Source organism: Streptomyces kunmingensis (assembly GCF_039533535.1).
Taxonomy (GTDB): Bacteria; Actinomycetota; Actinomycetes; order Streptomycetales; family Streptomycetaceae; genus Streptomyces; species Streptomyces kunmingensis.
Genome location: NZ_BAAATS010000027.1, coordinates 228,115 through 246,720, shown reverse-complemented (window position 1 = coordinate 246,720; position 18,606 = coordinate 228,115). Strand labels below are relative to the sequence as shown.

General features: G+C 68.9%; 10 protein-coding genes. 8 read left to right on the top strand and 2 right to left on the bottom strand.

Annotated elements, in window-relative coordinates:
• The first annotated feature begins 63 nt into the window (after window positions 1-63).
• From ABD366_RS29375 to ABD366_RS29365, 3 genes are all read left to right on the top strand, one after another.
• Window positions 64-3,258, top strand: coding sequence for an NACHT domain-containing protein (locus tag ABD366_RS29375; protein ID WP_324773620.1), 3,195 nt, complete (start codon window positions 64-66; stop codon window positions 3,256-3,258).
• A gap of 143 nt (window positions 3,259-3,401) precedes the next feature.
• Entirely contained in the window at window positions 3,402-5,519 is a 2,118-nt protein-coding gene (locus tag ABD366_RS29370) for an ATP-binding protein (RefSeq protein ID WP_324773618.1), read from the top strand.
• The gene (locus ABD366_RS29365) at window positions 5,516-7,096 is read left to right on the top strand and encodes an ABC transporter substrate-binding protein (RefSeq protein WP_324773616.1); all 1,581 of its coding nucleotides are present in this window, start codon (window positions 5,516-5,518) and stop codon (window positions 7,094-7,096) included. Before ABD366_RS29370 ends, ABD366_RS29365 begins: the two co-directional genes overlap by 4 nt.
• A gap of 80 nt (window positions 7,097-7,176) precedes the next feature.
• Here ABD366_RS29365 and ABD366_RS29360 read toward each other — a convergent pair whose 3' ends face one another.
• Together ABD366_RS29360 and ABD366_RS29355 are read right to left on the bottom strand one after the other, a co-directional pair.
• Window positions 7,177-11,019, bottom strand: coding sequence for a GH92 family glycosyl hydrolase (locus tag ABD366_RS29360; RefSeq protein WP_324773614.1), 3,843 nt, complete (start codon window positions 11,017-11,019; stop codon window positions 7,177-7,179).
• 179 nt (window positions 11,020-11,198) lie between these two features.
• The gene (locus ABD366_RS29355) at window positions 11,199-11,531 is read right to left on the bottom strand and encodes a hypothetical protein (protein WP_324773612.1); all 333 of its coding nucleotides are present in this window, start codon (window positions 11,529-11,531) and stop codon (window positions 11,199-11,201) included.
• Between the two features lie 884 nt (window positions 11,532-12,415).
• On the opposite strand from ABD366_RS29355, the gene ngcE reads away from it, so the two are divergent.
• From ngcE to ABD366_RS29330, 5 genes are all read left to right on the top strand, one after another.
• Complete coding sequence (gene ngcE, locus ABD366_RS29350; RefSeq protein ID WP_324773610.1) at window positions 12,416-13,873, top strand: N-acetylglucosamine/diacetylchitobiose ABC transporter substrate-binding protein; 1,458 nt, start codon at window positions 12,416-12,418, stop codon at window positions 13,871-13,873.
• A 108-nt stretch (window positions 13,874-13,981) separates the two neighbouring features.
• Entirely contained in the window at window positions 13,982-14,905 is a 924-nt protein-coding gene (locus ABD366_RS29345; RefSeq protein WP_324773608.1) for a carbohydrate ABC transporter permease, read from the top strand.
• Window positions 14,906-14,919: 14 nt separating this feature from the next.
• A complete protein-coding gene (locus ABD366_RS29340) occupies window positions 14,920-15,873 on the top strand; it encodes a carbohydrate ABC transporter permease (protein WP_324773606.1) in 954 nt (317 codons plus the stop codon).
• Between the two features lie 203 nt (window positions 15,874-16,076).
• Window positions 16,077-17,276, top strand: coding sequence for an ROK family transcriptional regulator (locus ABD366_RS29335; RefSeq protein WP_324773604.1), 1,200 nt, complete (start codon window positions 16,077-16,079; stop codon window positions 17,274-17,276).
• Between the two features lie 121 nt (window positions 17,277-17,397).
• On the top strand, window positions 17,398-18,522 hold the full coding sequence (locus ABD366_RS29330) for a sugar ABC transporter substrate-binding protein (RefSeq protein WP_324773602.1): 1,125 nt from the start codon (window positions 17,398-17,400) through the stop codon (window positions 18,520-18,522).
• Window positions 18,523-18,606: the final 84 nt, after the last annotated feature.

Below are 18,606 nucleotides of genomic sequence, written 5' to 3'. Positions count from 1 at the left end.
GGACGGTGTGCGTGTGCACCCAGGGGCGCACGCCGACGGGGGTGGGCAGTGGAACCGGGCGCAGTGGGACTGCGGATCGCGTCCGCGGTGGTGGTGCCGTTACTGAAGCGGCTCGTGCTGCCGCCGGCCAAGGCGCCGGGCGCCGAATTCACCGAACGGCCCGTGCGGATACGGCACATGCTCTCCTTCGTGGGGGACCACCCCACCGTCAGCCGCGACGATCTGCACCGCCTCGCCCGCGAACTGGTGCGGCGCGCGGTCCGCGCCGCCGGCCCGCACGAGCGGCCCATCGAGGACGACGAGCACGACGCCGTCGGCCAGGCCCTGACCCGGACCCTGTACGCGTTCGGCGAGCTGGACATGGACGACGTACGGATCTTCCTGCTCGGCCCCGAGAAACTCGCCGCGGCCCTGTCCCGCCAGGCCGGACCCGACACCCGCCGGCTGCTGACCCGGGACGCCGCGCTCTTCCACGACCGGCTCCTGGAGACGGCCTGCGTACACCTGGTGCAATTCTTCACCCAGCGGCCGGGGTTCGAGGCGCGGGCCCGCCTGGAGGACTCGCGCGAACTGCGGGAGGTGCACACCAAACTCGACGTGGTGCTGCGCCGCGTCTCCGGCGACGACCACGAGGCCTTCGACGGCCGCTTCGAGGAGAGCTACGCGCGCTACGTCGGCCGGCGGCACGGCCGGCTCACCATCTACGGCGTCGACCTGCGCGACCCCGGCGGCCAGGAATGGCCCCTGGAATCCGCCTACTTGAGCCTGCGCGCCGTCGCCACCCCAGTCCCCGACGACGACACGTCCGACCCGCCCGACGACGAGCCGGCGACGGAGCGCGAGGAGAGCGTCGAAGCGGCCCTCGCCACCCGCGGGCGCGTCCTGCTGCACGGCCTCGCGGGCACCGGCAAGACGACCCTCGTGCAGTGGCTCGCGCTCACCACCGCGCAGCAGGACAGCGTGCCGGGCCACCTGCCGCAGCTCCTGGGCCGCGTCCCCTTCGTGCTCCCGCTGCGCACCCTCGCCCGCGAAGGCGCCCAGCTCCCGCTGCCCGAGGACTTCCTGCGGTGGATGGACTGCCCGCTGGTGGGCACCGAACCCGACGGCTGGGCCACCCGCGTCCTGCAGAACGGGCGCGGCCTGCTCCTCATCGACGGCCTCGACGAGATCCCCAAGGCCGACCGCACCCGCACCCGCACCTGGCTGCGCGAACTGCTCGCCGTCTTCCCCGGCAACCTGTGGCTCGTCACCACCCGCCCCTCCGCGCTCGGCCCCGGCTGGCTGAGCGGTGAGGGGTTCCACGAGATCACCCTCGACGCGCTGCGCCCCGGCGACCTCCGGCACTTCATCCGGCGCTGGCACACGGCGGCCGGCGCCCGCCCCGGCCTCGACGAGGAGCTCATCCAGTCCCTGCGCGCCGGACCGGGGCTGAGCCGGCTCGCCACCAACCCGCTGATGTGCAGCCTCATCTGCGCCCTGCACCGCGAGCGGCGAGGATTCCTGCCGCGCGGCCGGGCCGCACTCTACAAAGCAGCCCTGTCCATGCTGCTCGAACGGCGCGACATGGAGCGGGAGTTGTTCGGCCGCAGCGGGGCACCCGAGCTGGACGAGGAAGCCGCCACCGAACCGCTCAAGCGCCTCGCGTACTGGCTGATCCGCAACGAACGCACCCAGATCGAGCGCGACGACGCGGTGGACGTGGTGCGCCGCCTCCAGCCCCAGGTACCCAGCCTGGACAACCTCGGAGAGCCCGAGGACGCCCTCCAGTACCTCCTCGAACGCTCCGGACTGCTCCGGGAACCCGCCGCGGGCGCCCTCGACTTCGTGCACCGCACGTTTCAGGATTACCTGGGTGCCAAGGCTGTATTGGAGGAGCGGGACTTCGGCATGCTGGTGAAGAACGCTCACGTCGACCAGTGGGAGGACGTGGTCCAGATGGCCGTCGCACAGGCCGATCACAACGGCCGCGCCGATCTGCTGATGCGGCTCAGCGACCGCGGCAACCGCGAGAAGGACGCCACCGTCCAGGCCCGCCTGCGCCTGCTCGCCCTCGCCTCCCTGGAACAGGCGACCCGGCTCGAACCCGCCGTCCGGCGCACCATCGAGACCGAGGCGGCCCGCATGCTGCCGCCCCGCAGCCTGCGCCAGGCCCGGGTGCTCGCCCGTACGGGACCGCTGCTGCTCGGCCTGCTGCCGGGCGCCGACGAGCTCGACGGCGACGAGGAGCTCGCCACCGTCCACGCCATCTGCCAGATCGGCGGGGACGCCGCCATCCCGAGGCTGCGCGAGTTCCTCACCACAGGGCAGTCCGCCGTCCGGGCCCAGCTCCTCGGCCACTGGGACCGGTTCGACACCGACACCTACGCGGATGAGATCATCCGGCCGCTGCTCGCCACCACCCCGGAAGAGCCCGTCACCGTACGCTCGGCGGCCGAACTGGCCGCCCTCGCCACCATGCCCGGCTGCGAACGCGTCGGCGTCCACGGCGACTTCGACCCCGCCGCGATCCGGGCCGCCCTCGACCCGGGACGGCTGCGCGAGCTGCGGCTGCGCGGCGCCCCACGCCTGGACGACCTGGCCGTCCTCGACGACTTCGGCGCCCTGGAGGAGCTGACCCTGCAGAGCTGCCGCAACCTCACGGACCCGGCGCCGCTGACCCGGCTGCCCCGCCTGCGCAGCCTGACCCTCGCCGACCTGCCCCAGTTCGAGCCGCTGTCGGACCTCGCGGGCTGCGCCGGACTCGACGCCCTGCACGTGGGGGCCGAAGTGCCCTGGCGCGGCACCGTCGAACTGCCCTACCTCGACCGGCTGCGGACCCTCGCGCTGCCCCCGGGCACCGTCGAACTCGGCGACATAGCCCGCGGCACGAAACTGACGGAGCTGCGCCTGCACGAGGCCGGGGACAAGCTGCTCCCCGACGACTGGGGAAAGACCCTGGCCGCGGTGGAGACACTGCGCACCCTGACCCTCTCACCCGAGCAGCTGAGCGTGCTGCTCTTCGGCCAGCGCGCGGAGATCTCGGCCGTCACCCACCTCTACGTGTACGCGAAACCCGGCGCGCCCGTGTCACTGCGGCGCATCGCCCGCCGGCTGCCGAACCTGGTGGAGCTGCACCTCACCCAGGGCACCGACATCGACCTGTCGTCCCTGAAGGCCATGAGCGCGCTGCGCCGGGTGCGGCTCGCCTACTCCCGCAACGTGAGCGCGGCCGAGCACCTGCCCGCCGGGGTCGACCTGGAAATATATCCGCATCCATAACTCGCCGGTAAGTACGCTGGTACACGGGGTAGTTGTGGACAGCGAGGCAGCGCAGCACACCGAGGCACCGCAGTAGACCGAGGGGAACCGGGACACTTCTGATGGGCAGGTCGCCAGTGCCATTTCTGTACGCACGCGACCCCGTGGTGCGCTCACTCATCCCCTCGCTCACCGGCCTCGCCTATGACGAACGGGCCCGCAGGAAGCGGGAGTTCGGCGACGACGTCCCCGTCGTCGTGCTCACCGGCCGGCACGGCTCGGGCCGCAGCGCCGTCCTCGAAGGGCTGGCCGAGCACTATCACCGCCGGCTGCCGCTCGCCCACGTGCGGGTGGCCCCCACCGGCACCCCCGTCGAACCGGACGACGCGCGCCCCGTCCCGGCCGGCGGGCCCGGAGCGGCGCGCGCCGCGGACCTCGTCGAGATCATGGAGCAGCTGGTGTGCGCGTTCACCCCGGCCCTCGCCAGGTTCCCGGTGCTCGTACCCGGCCTGTTCGCTGTCTCCGGCTGGCACGGCGGCGACGCCGAGGAGCGCGACGCCGTCTGCGCCCGCCACGCCCGCCTGCTCATCGCCTGCGGCCTGCGCACCGGCGACGAGCGCGAGGTGGCCCGCGCCTGGTCCGCGCAGGTGGAGGCGGACATCGCCGCACACGCCGAGGGCCCGGTCGACGCCGCCGAGGAGGCCGACTCCCTCCCGGTCACCCGGGCCGTCCTGCGGCAGTTGGAGACGCTGCGCCCGCTGGGCCCGGCCCGCCAGTGGTACGGCCGCCGCCGCCTCTCGGCCGACGACGCCGACGACGAACGGGATGCGATGGTCGAGCTGGGCCGCCGCTTCCACCGCGGCGGCGACTACCGGCGCGCCGTCGAGCACGACCTCATGGCCGCTTTCCTCCAGGAAGTCGCCGGCGCCTACGGCGGCCTGCGCCGCTGGAACCGCGAGCCCTGGCCGCTGATCCTGCTCGACGAGGCGCACACCGCCGCGGGCAGGCGCTTCCTCGAACTGCTCCTCGACCACCGGGCAGCGCCGCGGCGGCCCGTCCGCGACCGGATCACCGTCGTCGCCACCCGCCTCGGCGACGTGCCCGAGGACGAGGCCCCGCACGCGGTGCGCCGCGAACTCGACGACCTGCTGCCCCCGGCGGGTGGCGACGGCCACCTCGCGCACGTCTGGCGCCGCACGGGACACGACCCGTCCGCCGGACTGCTCGTCGTGCCGCTCACCCCGCTCGGCCGCGACGACGTCCTGGCCATGCTCGACAGGGCCTCCTCCCGGCTGCTCCACCCCCATCTGGCCTCCGCGCTGCACGCACTGACCGGCGGGCATCCGCTGGCCGGGAAGCTGCTCTGCGACGCCGTGGTACACGCGGCCGCGCAGAACCGCACCGTCACCCCCAAGGACCTGCTGAACCTGGAGACCGAGAGCGGCAGACCCGTCACCCAGGTACTCCTGGAGGAGCTGCTCCCCGACCGGCGCCAGCGCGAGCGGCTCGTCGTGCTCTGCCTCGCCAGGGACCACGAGGCCGCCGAGGCACTCGCCGAGGACCTGGGCCTGGACGGGCCCGAGCAACTGCCCGTGAACGCGGCGGCCCGCTACCTCGTGGAGCGGCAGTGGCAGCGGCCCGTACCCTCCGAACTGCCCCTCGTGGACCACGCGTTGCTGCAGACGCTCCTCGTCCACGAAGCCCGGCGCACCCTGCCGCCCTGCGACGAACCGCACAGCTGGCACGAGATCCACCGCTTCCTGCACCTGCACCACGTCCGGCGCGCCGACACCGAGGAGGCCGACGCGCTGCGGCACAGCCTGGCCTCGGGGAACGCGGCACAGGTGGTGGACATGCTGGCCGACGAGTTCGGCGCCGAGGAGGCCGAACAGAGCGTCGAGCACTGGCTGCTCTGCCTGCGGCGCTGCGCCTCCGCCCCCACACCGCCCACCGGGAGCTCCCCCGACGGCGCCGCCCCCTGGACCGACCAGCGCGTCGAGATCGCGCTCGGCGAGCACGCCGCCCGCTACACCCACCTCGACGAGGCGGGCCGTGGGATCAACCGGCTGCTGCACGCCCTGTGGTACCTGTCCGAGCCGTACGCCGACGCGGCCATCGACCCCGACGCCGAGATGCTCTGCCAGGCCGTCGGCGACGAGCTCGGCTTCCTCTCCCGCCGCCACCCCACGTGGTACGCGGCGCTCGGCAGGGGCGCCCGCGACTGGCCGCCCGCCGCCCGCAAGAGACAGCCCCTGCCCATCCCCGCCAGCGAAGGATCATGATGTTCAGTGGCCGACCCAAGGAGTGGGGCCCGCTGGATTGGTGCGTCGCCCTGGTCGTCGTCCTCGCGCTGACCGGCGGCCTCCTCATCTGGCAGCAGACCCGGCCGGGCCCCTGCGGCGACGGCATGGACCAGCACGTTGACGAGTGCGTCGGCGTCACCGCGCGGGCGTTCGAGACGGGCGACGCCGCCACCGACGACCTCATCCGCGCCGTGGCGGACGAGAACGCGGACGTCAGACGCCAGTGGGACGACCCGCAGGGCAACGCGGCCCGCATCCCGTACGTGCGGATCGCGCTGATGATGCCGTTCACCTCGGACGCCACCAGCGCCATGACCCCGGAGATGATCCAGCGCGCTCTGGCCGGCGCCCTCGCCGCGCAGCAGCAGGCGAACCGGGCCGGCGGCCCGCACTACCAACTGCTGCTCGCCCCCGACGGCCGCGACCTCGACCAGTGGGAGGGCGTCGTCGACCGGCTCGACGAACTGACCCGGGACGAGGAGGCGCCGCTGGTCGGCGTCACCGGCATCCCCAGCAGCACGACCGAGACCCGCGAGGCGGTCACCGAACTGTCGGGCCGCGCCATCCCCACCGTGGGCCCCGTGATCACCGCCGCCTCGATGAACTCGCGTTACTTCTTCAAGACCTCGCCCAACAACGACCAGTTCTCCCGGGCCCTCGCCACGTACCTCAAGCTGCACCCGGAGAACGAGCGCGGCTTCCTCGTCTGGGACAGCCGCGAGGGCGACGTCTACTCGCAGAACCTGCGGGCCGTGTTCGAGGAACGCTTCGGCGACGGCTACGACCTGCGAAAGAACAACTCCCACTTCATCGGCTCCTCCGGCGACGACCAGGGCATCCCGCAGCGGTTCGCCGACGCGGCCGAGAAGATCTGCCGCAGCAAGGTGGACACCGTCTTCTTCGCCGGCCGCGACCAGGACCTGCCCGCCTTCATCAACCGCCTTTCGGAGACGGGCAGTTGCGACGGGAGCTGGAAGCTGCGGATCCTGAAGATCGGCATCGGCCTCGAACCCACCCTGAGCACCAAGGCCATCGAGCGGGGCCTGCGCACCATCGACGCGACGATCGTGGACGCCTCCGCCTACGACCCCGCCTGGGCCGACGGCAAGAACTCCCCGCCCCGGGGCTCCGCCGCTTTCCTGGCCCGCTTCCAGGAGATCGAGAAGGCCCACGGCCTCGGCCCCTCGGCGCTCGACGACGGCTACGCGGCGATGTACTACGACGGCTTCGGCCTGCTCGCCGGCGCGGTGGACCGCACGTACCGCGAGGTCAACGAGGGCGGGACGCAGACCGAGCAGCCCGTCCGGCTGCCGACGGCCAAGGACGTGTACAGCACGCTGACCACCTCGACGGTCGACGGGTCGGTCTGCAGCGGCTGCCTGGTCGGCGCGAGCGGCACCTACGGCTTCACCGGCCCCGGCGAGAACGACCAGTGGGCGGTCTGCAAGCCCGTCCCGGTCGTCGAGTTCCCGCCCGCTTCGGACGCCGCCGACGCGAAGCGGCAGTCGCCCTACCGGACCTACCGCGGCGACAAGACGGGCGTCTGCCCGCCCTGAGAAGCGTCCTGCTGCAACGCCAAGGGCGGGCGTGAACTCTCCACGCCCGCCCTCGACTTCACGCTCTCACCTCAGAGGTGTCACGACAGCAGCTCCACCTCCGCCACCGTCGCCGCCCCACCGGTGAACACCAGCCGGTAGTGCTTGTGCGTGCCCGGCTTCGGCACCGTGAACGCCCGGGTCTGCTGGTCCCAGCCGAAGGTTTCGCCGGACCGCTTGTCCAGCGCCTTCCAGGACGTACCGTCCTCCGACGCCTCCAGAGTCCAGCCCGTGGGGGCCTTCGCCTTGTCGTCCGAGGTCAGCGTGTACTGCACGGCCTTGGTGCCATCCGCGGCGACCGGCAGCTCGACCGACTCCGTGCTCGCGCTCGTCGCCGAGGAGTTGTCGAACAGCGGGCCCGAGCCCGTGATCGCGTCCTTGCGCGGCGTGGGCACCTTGTCGTCCTTGGTGATCGACGTGGGCGCCGCGTCCTTGCCGGTGCCCCACTTCGACGGCTTCGAGCCCATCGCGAACTCGATGGTGCCGCCCTTGGCGACGACCGAGTGCGGCAGCGACGTCTTGTTCCACGCCTTGCCGTTGACCTTCACGCCCTGAACGTAGATGTTCGTCGCGCTGTTCTTCGGCGCCTTGACGACCAGCTTCTTGCCGTTCTCCAGGTGCAGCGTCATCTTCGTGAACTGCGGGGAGCCGATGGCGTACTCACCGCTGCCCATGACGAGCGGGTAGAAGCCCATGGAGGAGAAGAGGTACCAGGCCGACTGCTCGCCGTTGTCCTCGTCACCGTGGTAGCCCTGCCCGATCTCGCTGCCCGTGTAGAGGCGGGAGAGGACCTCGCGGACCTTCTCCTGCGTCTTGTACGGCTGGCCCGCCGCGTCGTACATGTACGTGACGTGGTGCGCGACCTGGTTGGAGTGGCCGTACATGCCCATCCGTACGTCACGCGCCTCGGTCATCTCGTGGATGACACCGCCGTACGACCCGGCGACGTCCGACGAGCCCGTCTCGGTCGTGTCGAAGTACGTGTCGAGCTTGTCGGCGAGGCCGTTCTTGCCTCCGTAGAGGTTCGCTAGGCCCTTGCTGTCCTGGACGGCGGTGAACGCGTAGCCCCAGGCGTTGGTCTCGGTGTAGTCGTAACCCCAGATCGCCGGGTCGAACTTGTCCGACGCCACGCGCCAGTCGCCCTTGGCGGTCTTGCCCTGGAAGAAGCCGGTACCGGCCGCCTTGTCGTCGAACATGTTCACGTAGTCACGGGCGCGGTTGAGGAAGTACTCGGACTCCTCCTTGTACTGCTTCTTGCCCGTCTTCTTGTAGAGCGCCTGGCCCATCTGCGCGATGCCGTAGTCGTTGAGGTAGCCCTCAAGAGCCCACGACAAACCCTCGTGCGTGTCGGTGCTCGTGTAGCCGAGGAAGGGCGAGGTCTCCATGCCCTTGCGGCCCACACCCGACTGCGGCGGCACCACGGTCGCGTTCTTCACGGCCGCCTTGTACGCGTCCTCGGCGTCGAAGTCGATGCCCTTCACGTACGCGTCGGCGAACGCGACGTCCGACGACGTGCCCGTCATCAGGTCCGCGTAACCGGGCGAGGACCAGCGGGAGATCCAGCCGCCGTCCTTGTACTGCTGCACGAACCCGTCGACCAGCTCACCCGCCTTCTTCGGCGTGAGGAGCGAGTACGCGGGCCAGGTCGTCCGGTAGGTGTCCCAGAAGCCGTTGTTGACGTACGGCTTGCCGTCGACGATCTTCGCGCCGGTGTGGGTCGGGGTGTCGGGACCCGTCATCGGCGAGAACGGCGAGGCGTACTGCGACTTTCCACCGACCTGCTCGAAGCCCGAGTTCGGGTACAGGTACAGGCGGTAGAGCGAGGAGTACAGCGAGGTCCGCTGGTCCTCGGTGGCGCCCTCCACCTCCACCTTGTTCATCAGCGTGTCCCACTGGGCGCGCGCCGCGTTGCGCACGGACGTGAAGGACTTCCGCTGCGGCAGCTCCTGCGCCAGGTTGTCCTTCGCCTGGTCGATGCTGATGAGCGAGGTCGCCAGACGCAGGGTGACCGTGCGGTCCTTGCCCGCGTCGAAGGTGAAGTGCCCCTTCACGCCGGAGGCCGCGGCGTCCTTGACGGGCTTGTCGAAGACCCCGTAGACGAACAGCCGCGTGGCGCCCGTCGACAGGCCGGACTTGACGTCCGAGTAACCGGTGACGGTCCCGCTGTCCTTGTCGAGCGTGAGGCCGCCCTGCTCGGAGACGTTGTCGAAGACGACGCTCGCGTCGTCACCGGGGTAGCTGAAGCGCAGCGCGGCGGCGTGGTCGGTCGGCGCCATCTCCGCCTTCACGCCGTTCTCGAACTTCACGCCGTAGTAGTACGGCTTCGCCGTCTCGTTCTCGTGCTTGAACGGCAGCGCGCGCCCGGTCCTGGACGTGTCCACCGTGGCCGCGGCCGACGGCATCATCTGGAACGTCTGCCGGTCACCCATCCACGGACTCGGCTCGTGGCTCGCCGCCAGGGCCTCCATCGTGGGCAGGTTGTCCGCGTTGTTGTCCCGCGCGTAGTCGTACAGCCAGCTCAGCGAACCGGCGTTGGTCACCGGCGTCCAGAAGTTGAAGCCGTGCGGGACGGCCGTCGCCGGGAACGTGTTGCCGCGCGAGAAGCCACCACTGGAGTTGGTGCCGCGCGTCGTGGACGCGTAGTCGCTCAAGTGCGCCTTGGGACGCACCGGTTCGGCCTGCGCGACGCTGATGTCGTCGACCCAGCCGCGGAACTTCGACGGCCCCTTCGGAGAGTCGTACGCGATCAGGACCCGGTCGATCGTCCTGCCCGCGGCGACCGAGCCGATGCCCGACTTCACGGCGTTCCACTGGTTCACGTACAGCCGCTTGGCGGCGCCCTGCCCCTGCGGGGTCAGCAGTCCGCCGTTGGAGTCGACGGCCTTCAGGTCGCTCAGGTACGTGCCGTCGGTGAAAGCGAGATCGACGGAGACGTTCGTGGCGTCGTAGTCCAGGTCCGTGTCCGCCATCTGCGGGAAGACCTTGTACGACAGCTCGGTGTTCTTCTTCACCGCCACGTCGACGTCGAAGACCTTGTTGTACGAGTACGCGCGCCCGTCACCCTTGTGCGTGCCCGCGTACCGCAGCGCGCGCTTGCCGGTGAACCCGGCGCCCGCCTTGGCCGTCGGCGAGCCGCTGGGCCCGCGGTCCACGAGCGAGAGCATGTCCTCGGGCGTGGGGACCTGCTCGTCACCGGTCGACAGTTGGAGGTCGGCGAGCTGGGTGGCGTCGCCCGCACCGTTGTTCTTGGTGAACTCGACACGGAAGTGGGCGTATTCGGCCGGCTTCTCGATGTCGTACGTCTTCGTCTGGAACCGCTTGTCGAACGTCTCGCCGGAGCGGGAGTCGAGGGTGGTCCACTCCTTGCCGTCGGCCGAACCCTTCAGGGTCCAGTCCTTCGGGTCGCGCTCGGCGTGGTCGTTGGCGGAGGTCAGCGCGTACTTGGTGATCTTGGCCGGCTCGTCCAGGTCGTACTCGACCCAGGCGGTCGAGGTGAACGCCAGCCACTTGCTGCTCGACTCGCCGTCGAGCAGGTTCTCCTTGGTCTCGCCGCCGCCCGCGTTCTCGTCGCTGGCGCGGACGTCCGTGACATGTGCGTTGACGTTGCCCGGGACGCCGCCGCTGTAGCCGCCGTCGACGCCGCTCGCCCGCTTGGTTCCGTCCTTGGCGGTGTCGACCGTGTTCAGCCAGTCCGGTGCGGGCTGGCCCTCCTCGAAGGAGGAGCTGAACTCCTGGGCCGGACGCGGCTTGTGCGTCTGGCTCGCGGCCGCGGCCCCTTGACCGACCGCCGTCAGCACCAGCGCGGCCGCCCCCAGGGCCGACGTGGTGGCGAGGCTGTGTCTGAATCGGCTTGACCGGCTTGATCGGATCGATCTGCCCTGCATGGGTGGCACCCTCCCGCGGTGTCGACAACGTTGTCAGTTCGCTGCGCAACGTCCAGTAGGGAGGCAAGGGGTCAGTGGTGTCAAGGGTGTTGCCGTGTGTCGGGGGGCTGGTGGGGGCGGACGGCTCACCGGGGAGGCCCGACGGCGGCCTCACCACGGGCGTGGCGAGGCCGAACCGTTCACGCGGCCTGCAACTGCAGCGTCTCGATCCGGTCCCACTCGCCGGCCGCGAGCCGCTCCTTGATACGCAGTTCGGGGCCGGCCAGGACGCGCAGGCGCTGCGGCGGGTTGAGGCTGCGCGCCAGGGCAACGATGGTTTCCAGGGCGCTGTTGGCCAGGTACTGGACCTGGGTGAGATCGACCGTGATCTCGTCGGCGGCCCGGCTGTACTCGGTCACGGCGACCGCCAGGGGTGCTTTGTGGGCGCCGACGACCTCGCCGAACAGGCGCACGCCGGCGGCGTGATGGAGGGGAGTGATCAGAAGTAGTTCATCGACGAAGTAGCCACGCATGTGGAGTCCCCAGAGGCAGGGCACCGTCCGGCTGTGGGCGAGAGGCTCAGTCTCGGAGGCTCTGAACGGCGCTCATGAAGCGGGTTGAAATCCCGCAAAAGACAGCCGCTGGCGGAAGGGCCTCCCTGGGCCCGAGCGATCGCCGGACGAAGAGTCACCGCGCTTACGGCGACGTACAGTCCACGGACTAATACGGAGCGTACTCCCGGCAGCCCTGCGTGGATAGCCCCAAAGACCGGTGGAACGATTGCGCGGCATAGTCCAGGCGCACGAGCCGGGAGGCGGCCGGCGCTCGGAAGTGGCCGGAACGCCCGCCCTGAACGCGGACTGTTCGTTCACATTCCGAACGCGCACCGCAGGGAGTTACGCCGCAAGATGCCCCACAAGATGGATTTCGCGCCACTCCTCCCACCTGAACGCGTCAGCGGCTTCCGGCCCGTGCCATACCACTACATCCTTTGTATGCAACGGAGTTGAGAAGATCGACATCTACCGGCCTGCGGCTTATTTCCGGGAGGTCTCAACTCGGAAAAGACCGGCGCCCAAACCTGCATTCGATCTTGCCCAGCTCACAGGGAGTGGACTATACCTGTCGGCGTCTGTCCCGGTCGTGTTCGAGCCGCGGCCGGACTCGGGGGGACCAGGGGGAATCGGCGGGACGTGTGGGAGCACCGACAGCCGTGTATCTCTGCCGATCCCGGAACTTCCAGTACCACCCAGCTCCAACTGCGTTCCCTCGGGACGGGGCATTTCCGGACACCCTCCGGAGACGGCTTTCCGGCCCGGGACCCGGGATTCGATCCCGGCACGACACAGCACATCACCGCGGTGCCGGGGAGGATCCGGTTCACCGCCTGAGTCCTGGAGAAGGCGAGGACTTGAGCATGGGATCCACTTCCGAGGCGAAGAACACCGGCGAAGGCACCAACCGCCGCGATCTGATCAAGCGGTCCGCGGCGCTCGGCCTGATCGCCGTCCCGTCGATGGGCTTCCTGTCGGCGTGTGCCACCGGTGGCGGCGGCGACGACGACAACAAGAGCGACAAGCCCAAGGGCAAGACGTCCGCGACGAACCCGCTCGGTGTCGAGAAGGGCGCCCCGCTCGAGGCGTTCATCTTCAAGGGCGGCCTGGGCGACCAGTACGCCAAGGACGCCGAGGCCGACTACACCAAGGCCTGGGGCGGCGCCGTCAAGCACACCGGCACCCAGCAGGTCGGCCCCAAGCTGACCCCGCGCTTCTCCGGCGGCAACCCGCCGGACATCATCGACAACTCCGGCGCCGACCACCTGGACATGAACCGCCTGTCCAGCCAGGGCCAGTTGCAGGACCTCAAGGCCCTGATGGAGGCCGCGTCCCTGGACGACAAGTCCAAGACGATCAAGGACACCATCCACCCGTCGACGTACGAGAAGGGCCTGCACGGCGACGTCCTCGACGTCCTGTACTACGCCTTCACGATCTACGGCACGTGGTACTCGAAGAAGGCTCTGGAGAAGGGCGGCTGGGAGTACCCCAAGTCCCTCGACGACATGGTCAAGCTCTCCGCCGAGATCAAGAAGACGGGCGTCGCGCCCTGGACGTACCCGGGCAAGTACCCGTACTACGTCCACTTCAACTTGTTCGCCCAGATCGCCAAGATCGGCGGCATGGAGAACTGGATCAAGATCGACAACCTGGAGCCCAACGCCTGGACCAGCAACGACGCGGTCAAGCAGGTCGTCGAGCACTACGAGGAGCTGGCCAGGAAGGGCTACTTCCTCAAGGGCAGCCAGGGCCTGACCCACATCCAGTCCCAGACCGCCTGGAACAAGGGCAAGGCCGTCTTCATCCCGAACGGTTCCTGGGTGGAGAACGAGTCGGCCCCGACCACGCCCAAGGACTTCCAGATGGCGGTCGGCGCGCTCTTCGACGGCGGCTCCGGCGACAAGATGCCGCAGGGCACCCTGCGCGCCGAGCCCTCCGAGCCGTACGTCGTCGCCAGCAAGGGCAAGAACCCGGCCGGCGGCATGGAGATGCTGCGCATCATGCTCTCCAAGAAGCACGCGCAGAACTTCGCGACAAAGGTGAAGTCTCTGACCTGTGTCGTGGACGCCACAGAGGGCATGACCCTCTCGCCGGGTCTTTCGTCCGCCAGCTCCGTCTTCAAGGCGGCCGGCACCAACCTGATCAGCCTGCAGCTCCAGGAGTGGTACCCGGACCTCACCGACGCCAAGATCGGCGGTCTCACCGGCGACCTGCTCACCGGTGACCTCTCCGCGGCCGACTGGATCAAGAAGACCCAGGCCTATGCCGACAAGGTCGCCAAGGACGACGCGATCAAGAAGTTCAAGCGCGACAAGTGATCGTTGCGGCCCGGCAGTTCCGACACTGCCGGGCCATCAGCCCGTCGGCACACCGCCGGTGGGCCGTCCGACGGCACCGCACTCGAAAGGGAAGGGCCGGGGAGCACCATGCAACACGGCAAGTACCGATTCATCGTGGGCTTCCTGGCCCTACCCGTCATCGTCTACGCGATCTTCGTGATCTCGCCGTTCGTCCAGGCCTTCCAGATCTCGATGACGGACTGGTCAGGACTGGTCGGCACCGCCAAGTTCGTCGGGTTCGACAACTTCGAACGGCTGTGGAACGACAGCGACTTCTGGAACGCGCTGCGGCACAACATCTACATGCTCGTCGCCGTGCCGATCGTGACGCTCGCACTCGGCCTGTTCTTCGCGTTCATGCTGAACGTCGGCGGAAAGCGCCGGAAGAACGAGGTCATCACCGGCGTCACCGGATCGAAGTTCTACCGCTTCGTCTTCTTCTTCCCGCAGGTCATCTCCATCACGATCATCGCGGTGATCTGGTGGAACGTGTACAACCCCGACCCGCAGGACGGCATGCTCAACTCCCTGCTCTCCGCAGTGGGGTTGGACAACCTGACCAATGCCTGGCTCGGCGAGAAGTCGCTCGCCCTGCTCTGCATCATGGCGGTCATGGTCTGGGCGAACGTCGGCTTCTACGTCGTCCTGTTCTCCGCCGCGATGGCCTCGATCCCGCGCGACATCTACGAGGCCTGTCTGCTCGACGGCGCCAACCGCATCCAGACGTTCTTCCGCATCACCCTGCCGCTGCTGTGGGACACCGTGCAGACCGGCTGGGTCTATATGGGCATCATCGCGATGGACGCCTTCGCACTCGTCCAGATCATGTCGGTGAACATGGGCGGTCCGAACGGCGCGACGGACGTCATGCCGCTGCGCCTGTACGTCACGGCGTTCACCAACAGTCAGTTCGGCTATGCCTCCGCGATGGGCATCGCGATGCTCATCGTCACCATGGCCTTCGCCATCCTCACGATGCGCTTCGCGCGGCGTGAGCGCATCGAGTTCTAGAGGGCGGGCACCAGATGACCATCGAAACCGGTGAGTCCGGCAAGATCGGCAAGTCGGACGAGGCGCCCCCCACGGTTCCGGGCCAGCGGGCCGGCGTCTCCAAGAAGCCCGGCCCGGGCAACGGGAAGAGCTCCGAGGGCGGCGTCCTCAACGTCTTCTCGCACGGCATGCTGATCGTGTGGGCGCTCATGGTCGGCGTCCCCCTGCTGTGGGTGCTGTGGAGCTCCTTCAAGGACTCCAACGCGATTCTGACCAACCCATGGGGTCTGCCGACCGCGCTGCATTTCGAGAACTGGGCCAACGCCTGGAACAAGGCGAACATGGGCCAGTACTTCCTCAACACGATCATCATCGTGGGCGGCTCGGTGATCGGCACGATGGTGCTCGGCTCCATGGCCGCCTACGTTCTCGCCCGCTTCACGTTCCCGGGCAACCGCTTCATCTACTACCTGTTCGTGGCCGGCATGTCGTTCCCGGTCTTCATGCTGGTGATCCCGCTCTTCTTCGTATTGCGGGATTTCCCGGGAACCTCGCTCCTGGCCTCTTATCAGGGCCTGATCCTCGTCTATATCGCGTATTCGCTCCCGTTCACGGTCTTCTTCATGACCGCGTTCTTCCGCACCCTGCCGACCTCGGTCGCCGAGGCGGCCCTCATCGACGGCGCCTCGCACACCCGTACCTTCTTCCAGGTGATGCTCCCGATGGCCAAGCCCGGCCTCATCAGCATCGGCATCTTCAATTTCCTCGGGCAGTGGAACCAGTACCTGCTGCCCATGGTGCTCAACCAGGACGAGAAGAAATACGTACTGACCCAGGGCCTCGCGATGATCGCGCTGCAACAGGGCTACGAGAACGACTGGGGCGCGCTGATGGCAGGCATGATGATCGCCATGCTGCCGGTGCTGATCGTCTACTTCATCTTCCAGCGCCAGGTACAGGCCGGACTCACGGCGGGGGCGCTCAAGTAGGAACGCCGCTTCCGCGCGGCGCTGAGGTCCGGCCCCGGAGAGGTGCTCTCCGGGGCCGGACCCTTGCGCGCGCCCGCTGGAACCGATTTCTGTCAAGGGCTTGACGCCAGAGTCCCCTTCAGCGGAGCTTGGAGTTCATAACTTGTACAAGGGCCGGTCACCCCGTGTGACTCGCGCCCAGGGGCAAAGGGTGGAGAGAGTCAATGGAGACTCCGGGGTCGCAGTCGTCGCTGCACCGGGCCAATCTGGAGCGGGTCGTACGTGCCGTGCGGCTCGCCGGTTCGCTCACGCAGGCGGAGATCGCGAGGACGACGGGGCTGTCCGCGGCCACGGTCTCCAACATCGTCCGGGAGCTCAAGGACGGGGGGACCGTCGAGGTCACGCCCACCTCGGCCGGCGGGCGCCGGGCCCGCAGCGTCTCGCTCAGCGGTGACGCGGGCATCGTGATCGGCGTCGACTTCGGTCACACGCACCTGCGCGTGGCCATCGGCAACCTGGCCCACCAGGTGCTCGCCGAGGAGTCCGAGCCGCTGGACGTGGACGCCAGCGCCGCGCAGGGCTTCGACCGGGCCGAGGAGCTGGTGGAGCGGCTCGTCGCGGCCACCGGCGTGGACCGCTCGAAGGTGGCCGGTGTCGGGCTCGGTGTGCCGGGCCCGATCGACGTGGAGAGCGGCACGCTCGGCTCCACCTCGATCCTGCCGGGCTGGACCGGCACCAAGCCCGCGGAGGAGCTGGGCCGGCGCCTGGGCGTCCCCGTGCACGTCGACAACGACGCCAACCTGGGCGCGCTGGGCGAGCTGGTGTGGGGGAGCGGGCGGGGCGTCAAGGACCTCGCGTACATCAAAGTCGCGAGCGGGGTGGGCGCAGGACTGGTGATCGAGGGGAAGATCTACCGCGGCCCCGGCGGCACCGCGGGCGAGATCGGGCACATCACGCTGGACGAGTCGGGCCCGGTGTGCCGCTGCGGCAACCGCGGCTGCCTGGAGACGTTCACGGCCGCGCGGTACGTCCTGCCCCTGCTGCAGTCCTCCCACGGCACCGATCTGACCATGGAGGGCGTCGTCCGGCTCGCCCGCGACGGCGACCCGGGCTGTCGCCGGGTGATCGCCGACGTGGGCCGCCACATCGGCTCGGGTGTCGCGAATCTCTGCAATCTGCTCAATCCCAGCCGGGTCGTCCTCGGCGGCGATCTGGCGGAGGCCGGGGAGCTGGTTCTGGGGCCCATCAGAGAGTCCGTGGGACGCTATGCGATCCCGAGCGCGGCCCGTCAACTCTCGGTCCTTCCAGGGGCGTTGGGGGGCCGCGCGGAGGTGCTCGGCGCGCTCGCGCTCGCCCTCAGCGAGATGGGCGATTCGACCCTTTTGGACGGCACGGTTCCCGCAGCGACACCTGCCTTCACTTAGAGAACGCATGACACCGTTGCCATCTCGTTAAGGATTTACTCCTTGACGCTGGGGTTGCGGCCGAGTTGACTTCCAGCCACCTCGGCCGCAACGTCGCGGCCTCGTCAGGGAGGTTTCTGAAGTGAACACGCGTACGCGTCGTGCCGCCGTTGCGTTCTGTGCCACCGCCATGGCCGTCTCTCTCGCCGCCTGTGGCTCCGCCAAGGAGTCCAACGGTGGCGACAGCGACAAGTCGTCCAGCGCCAAGAAGGGCGACGACATCACCGTCGGTCTGCTCCTTCCGGAGAACCAGACCGCGCGCTACGAGAAGTTCGACAAGCCGATCATTGAGAAGCAGATATCCACGCTGACCAATGGCAAGGGCAAGCTCGAGTACCTGAACGCCAAGCAGGACCCGACCCTCCAGTCGCAGCAGATCGACACGATGATCACCAAGAAGGTCGACGTGCTGATCCTGGACGCGGTCGACTACAAGGCCGTCGCCAACGGCGTGAAGAAGGCCAAGGACGCCGGCATCCCCGTCGTCGCGTACGACCGCCTGGCCGAGGGCCCGATCTCCGCCTACACCTCCTTCGACAACGTCGAGGTCGGCAAGACGCAGGGCGAGGCGCTCCTGAAGGCCATGGGTGACAAGGCCACCAAGAGCAGCAAGATCGTCATGATGAACGGCGCGGTCACCGACCCGAACGCCGCCCAGTTCAAGGAAGGCGCCCACTCCGTCCTCGACGGCAAGGTGACGATCGCCAAGGAGTACGACACCAAGGAGTGGAAGCCGGAGAACGCCAACGCCAACATGGAAGGCGCCATCTCCGCGGTCGGCAAGGACAAGATCGTCGGCGTCTACTCCGCCAACGACGGCATGGCGGGCGGTTCCATCACGGCGCTGAAGGCCGCGGGCCTCAGCAAGCTCCCGCCGGTCACCGGCCAGGACGCCGAGCTCGCCGGTGTGCAGCGGATCATCACCGGTGACCAGTACATGAGCGTCTTCAAGTCGTACCCGCAGGAGGCCGAGACCGTCGCCAAGATGGCCGTCTCGATCGCCAAGGACGGCAAGCTGGACAGCTCCATCGCCACCGGCACCGTCGACAGCGGCACCCAGAAGAAGGTCCCCGCCGTGATCGTCCCGGTCGTCTCGCTGACCCAGGACAACATCAAGGACACGGTCGTCAAGGAGGGTTACTACACCCTCGACGAGATCTGCACGGCCAAGTACAAGGCCGCCTGCGACAAGATCGGTCTGAAGTAACCCCCCTGTCCCGCACGGGACTTGCGCGCCGTATCCGGTAGCGCTCCTGTGTGAGTACGTCCGGCGCCCCGCCGCCGACAGCCC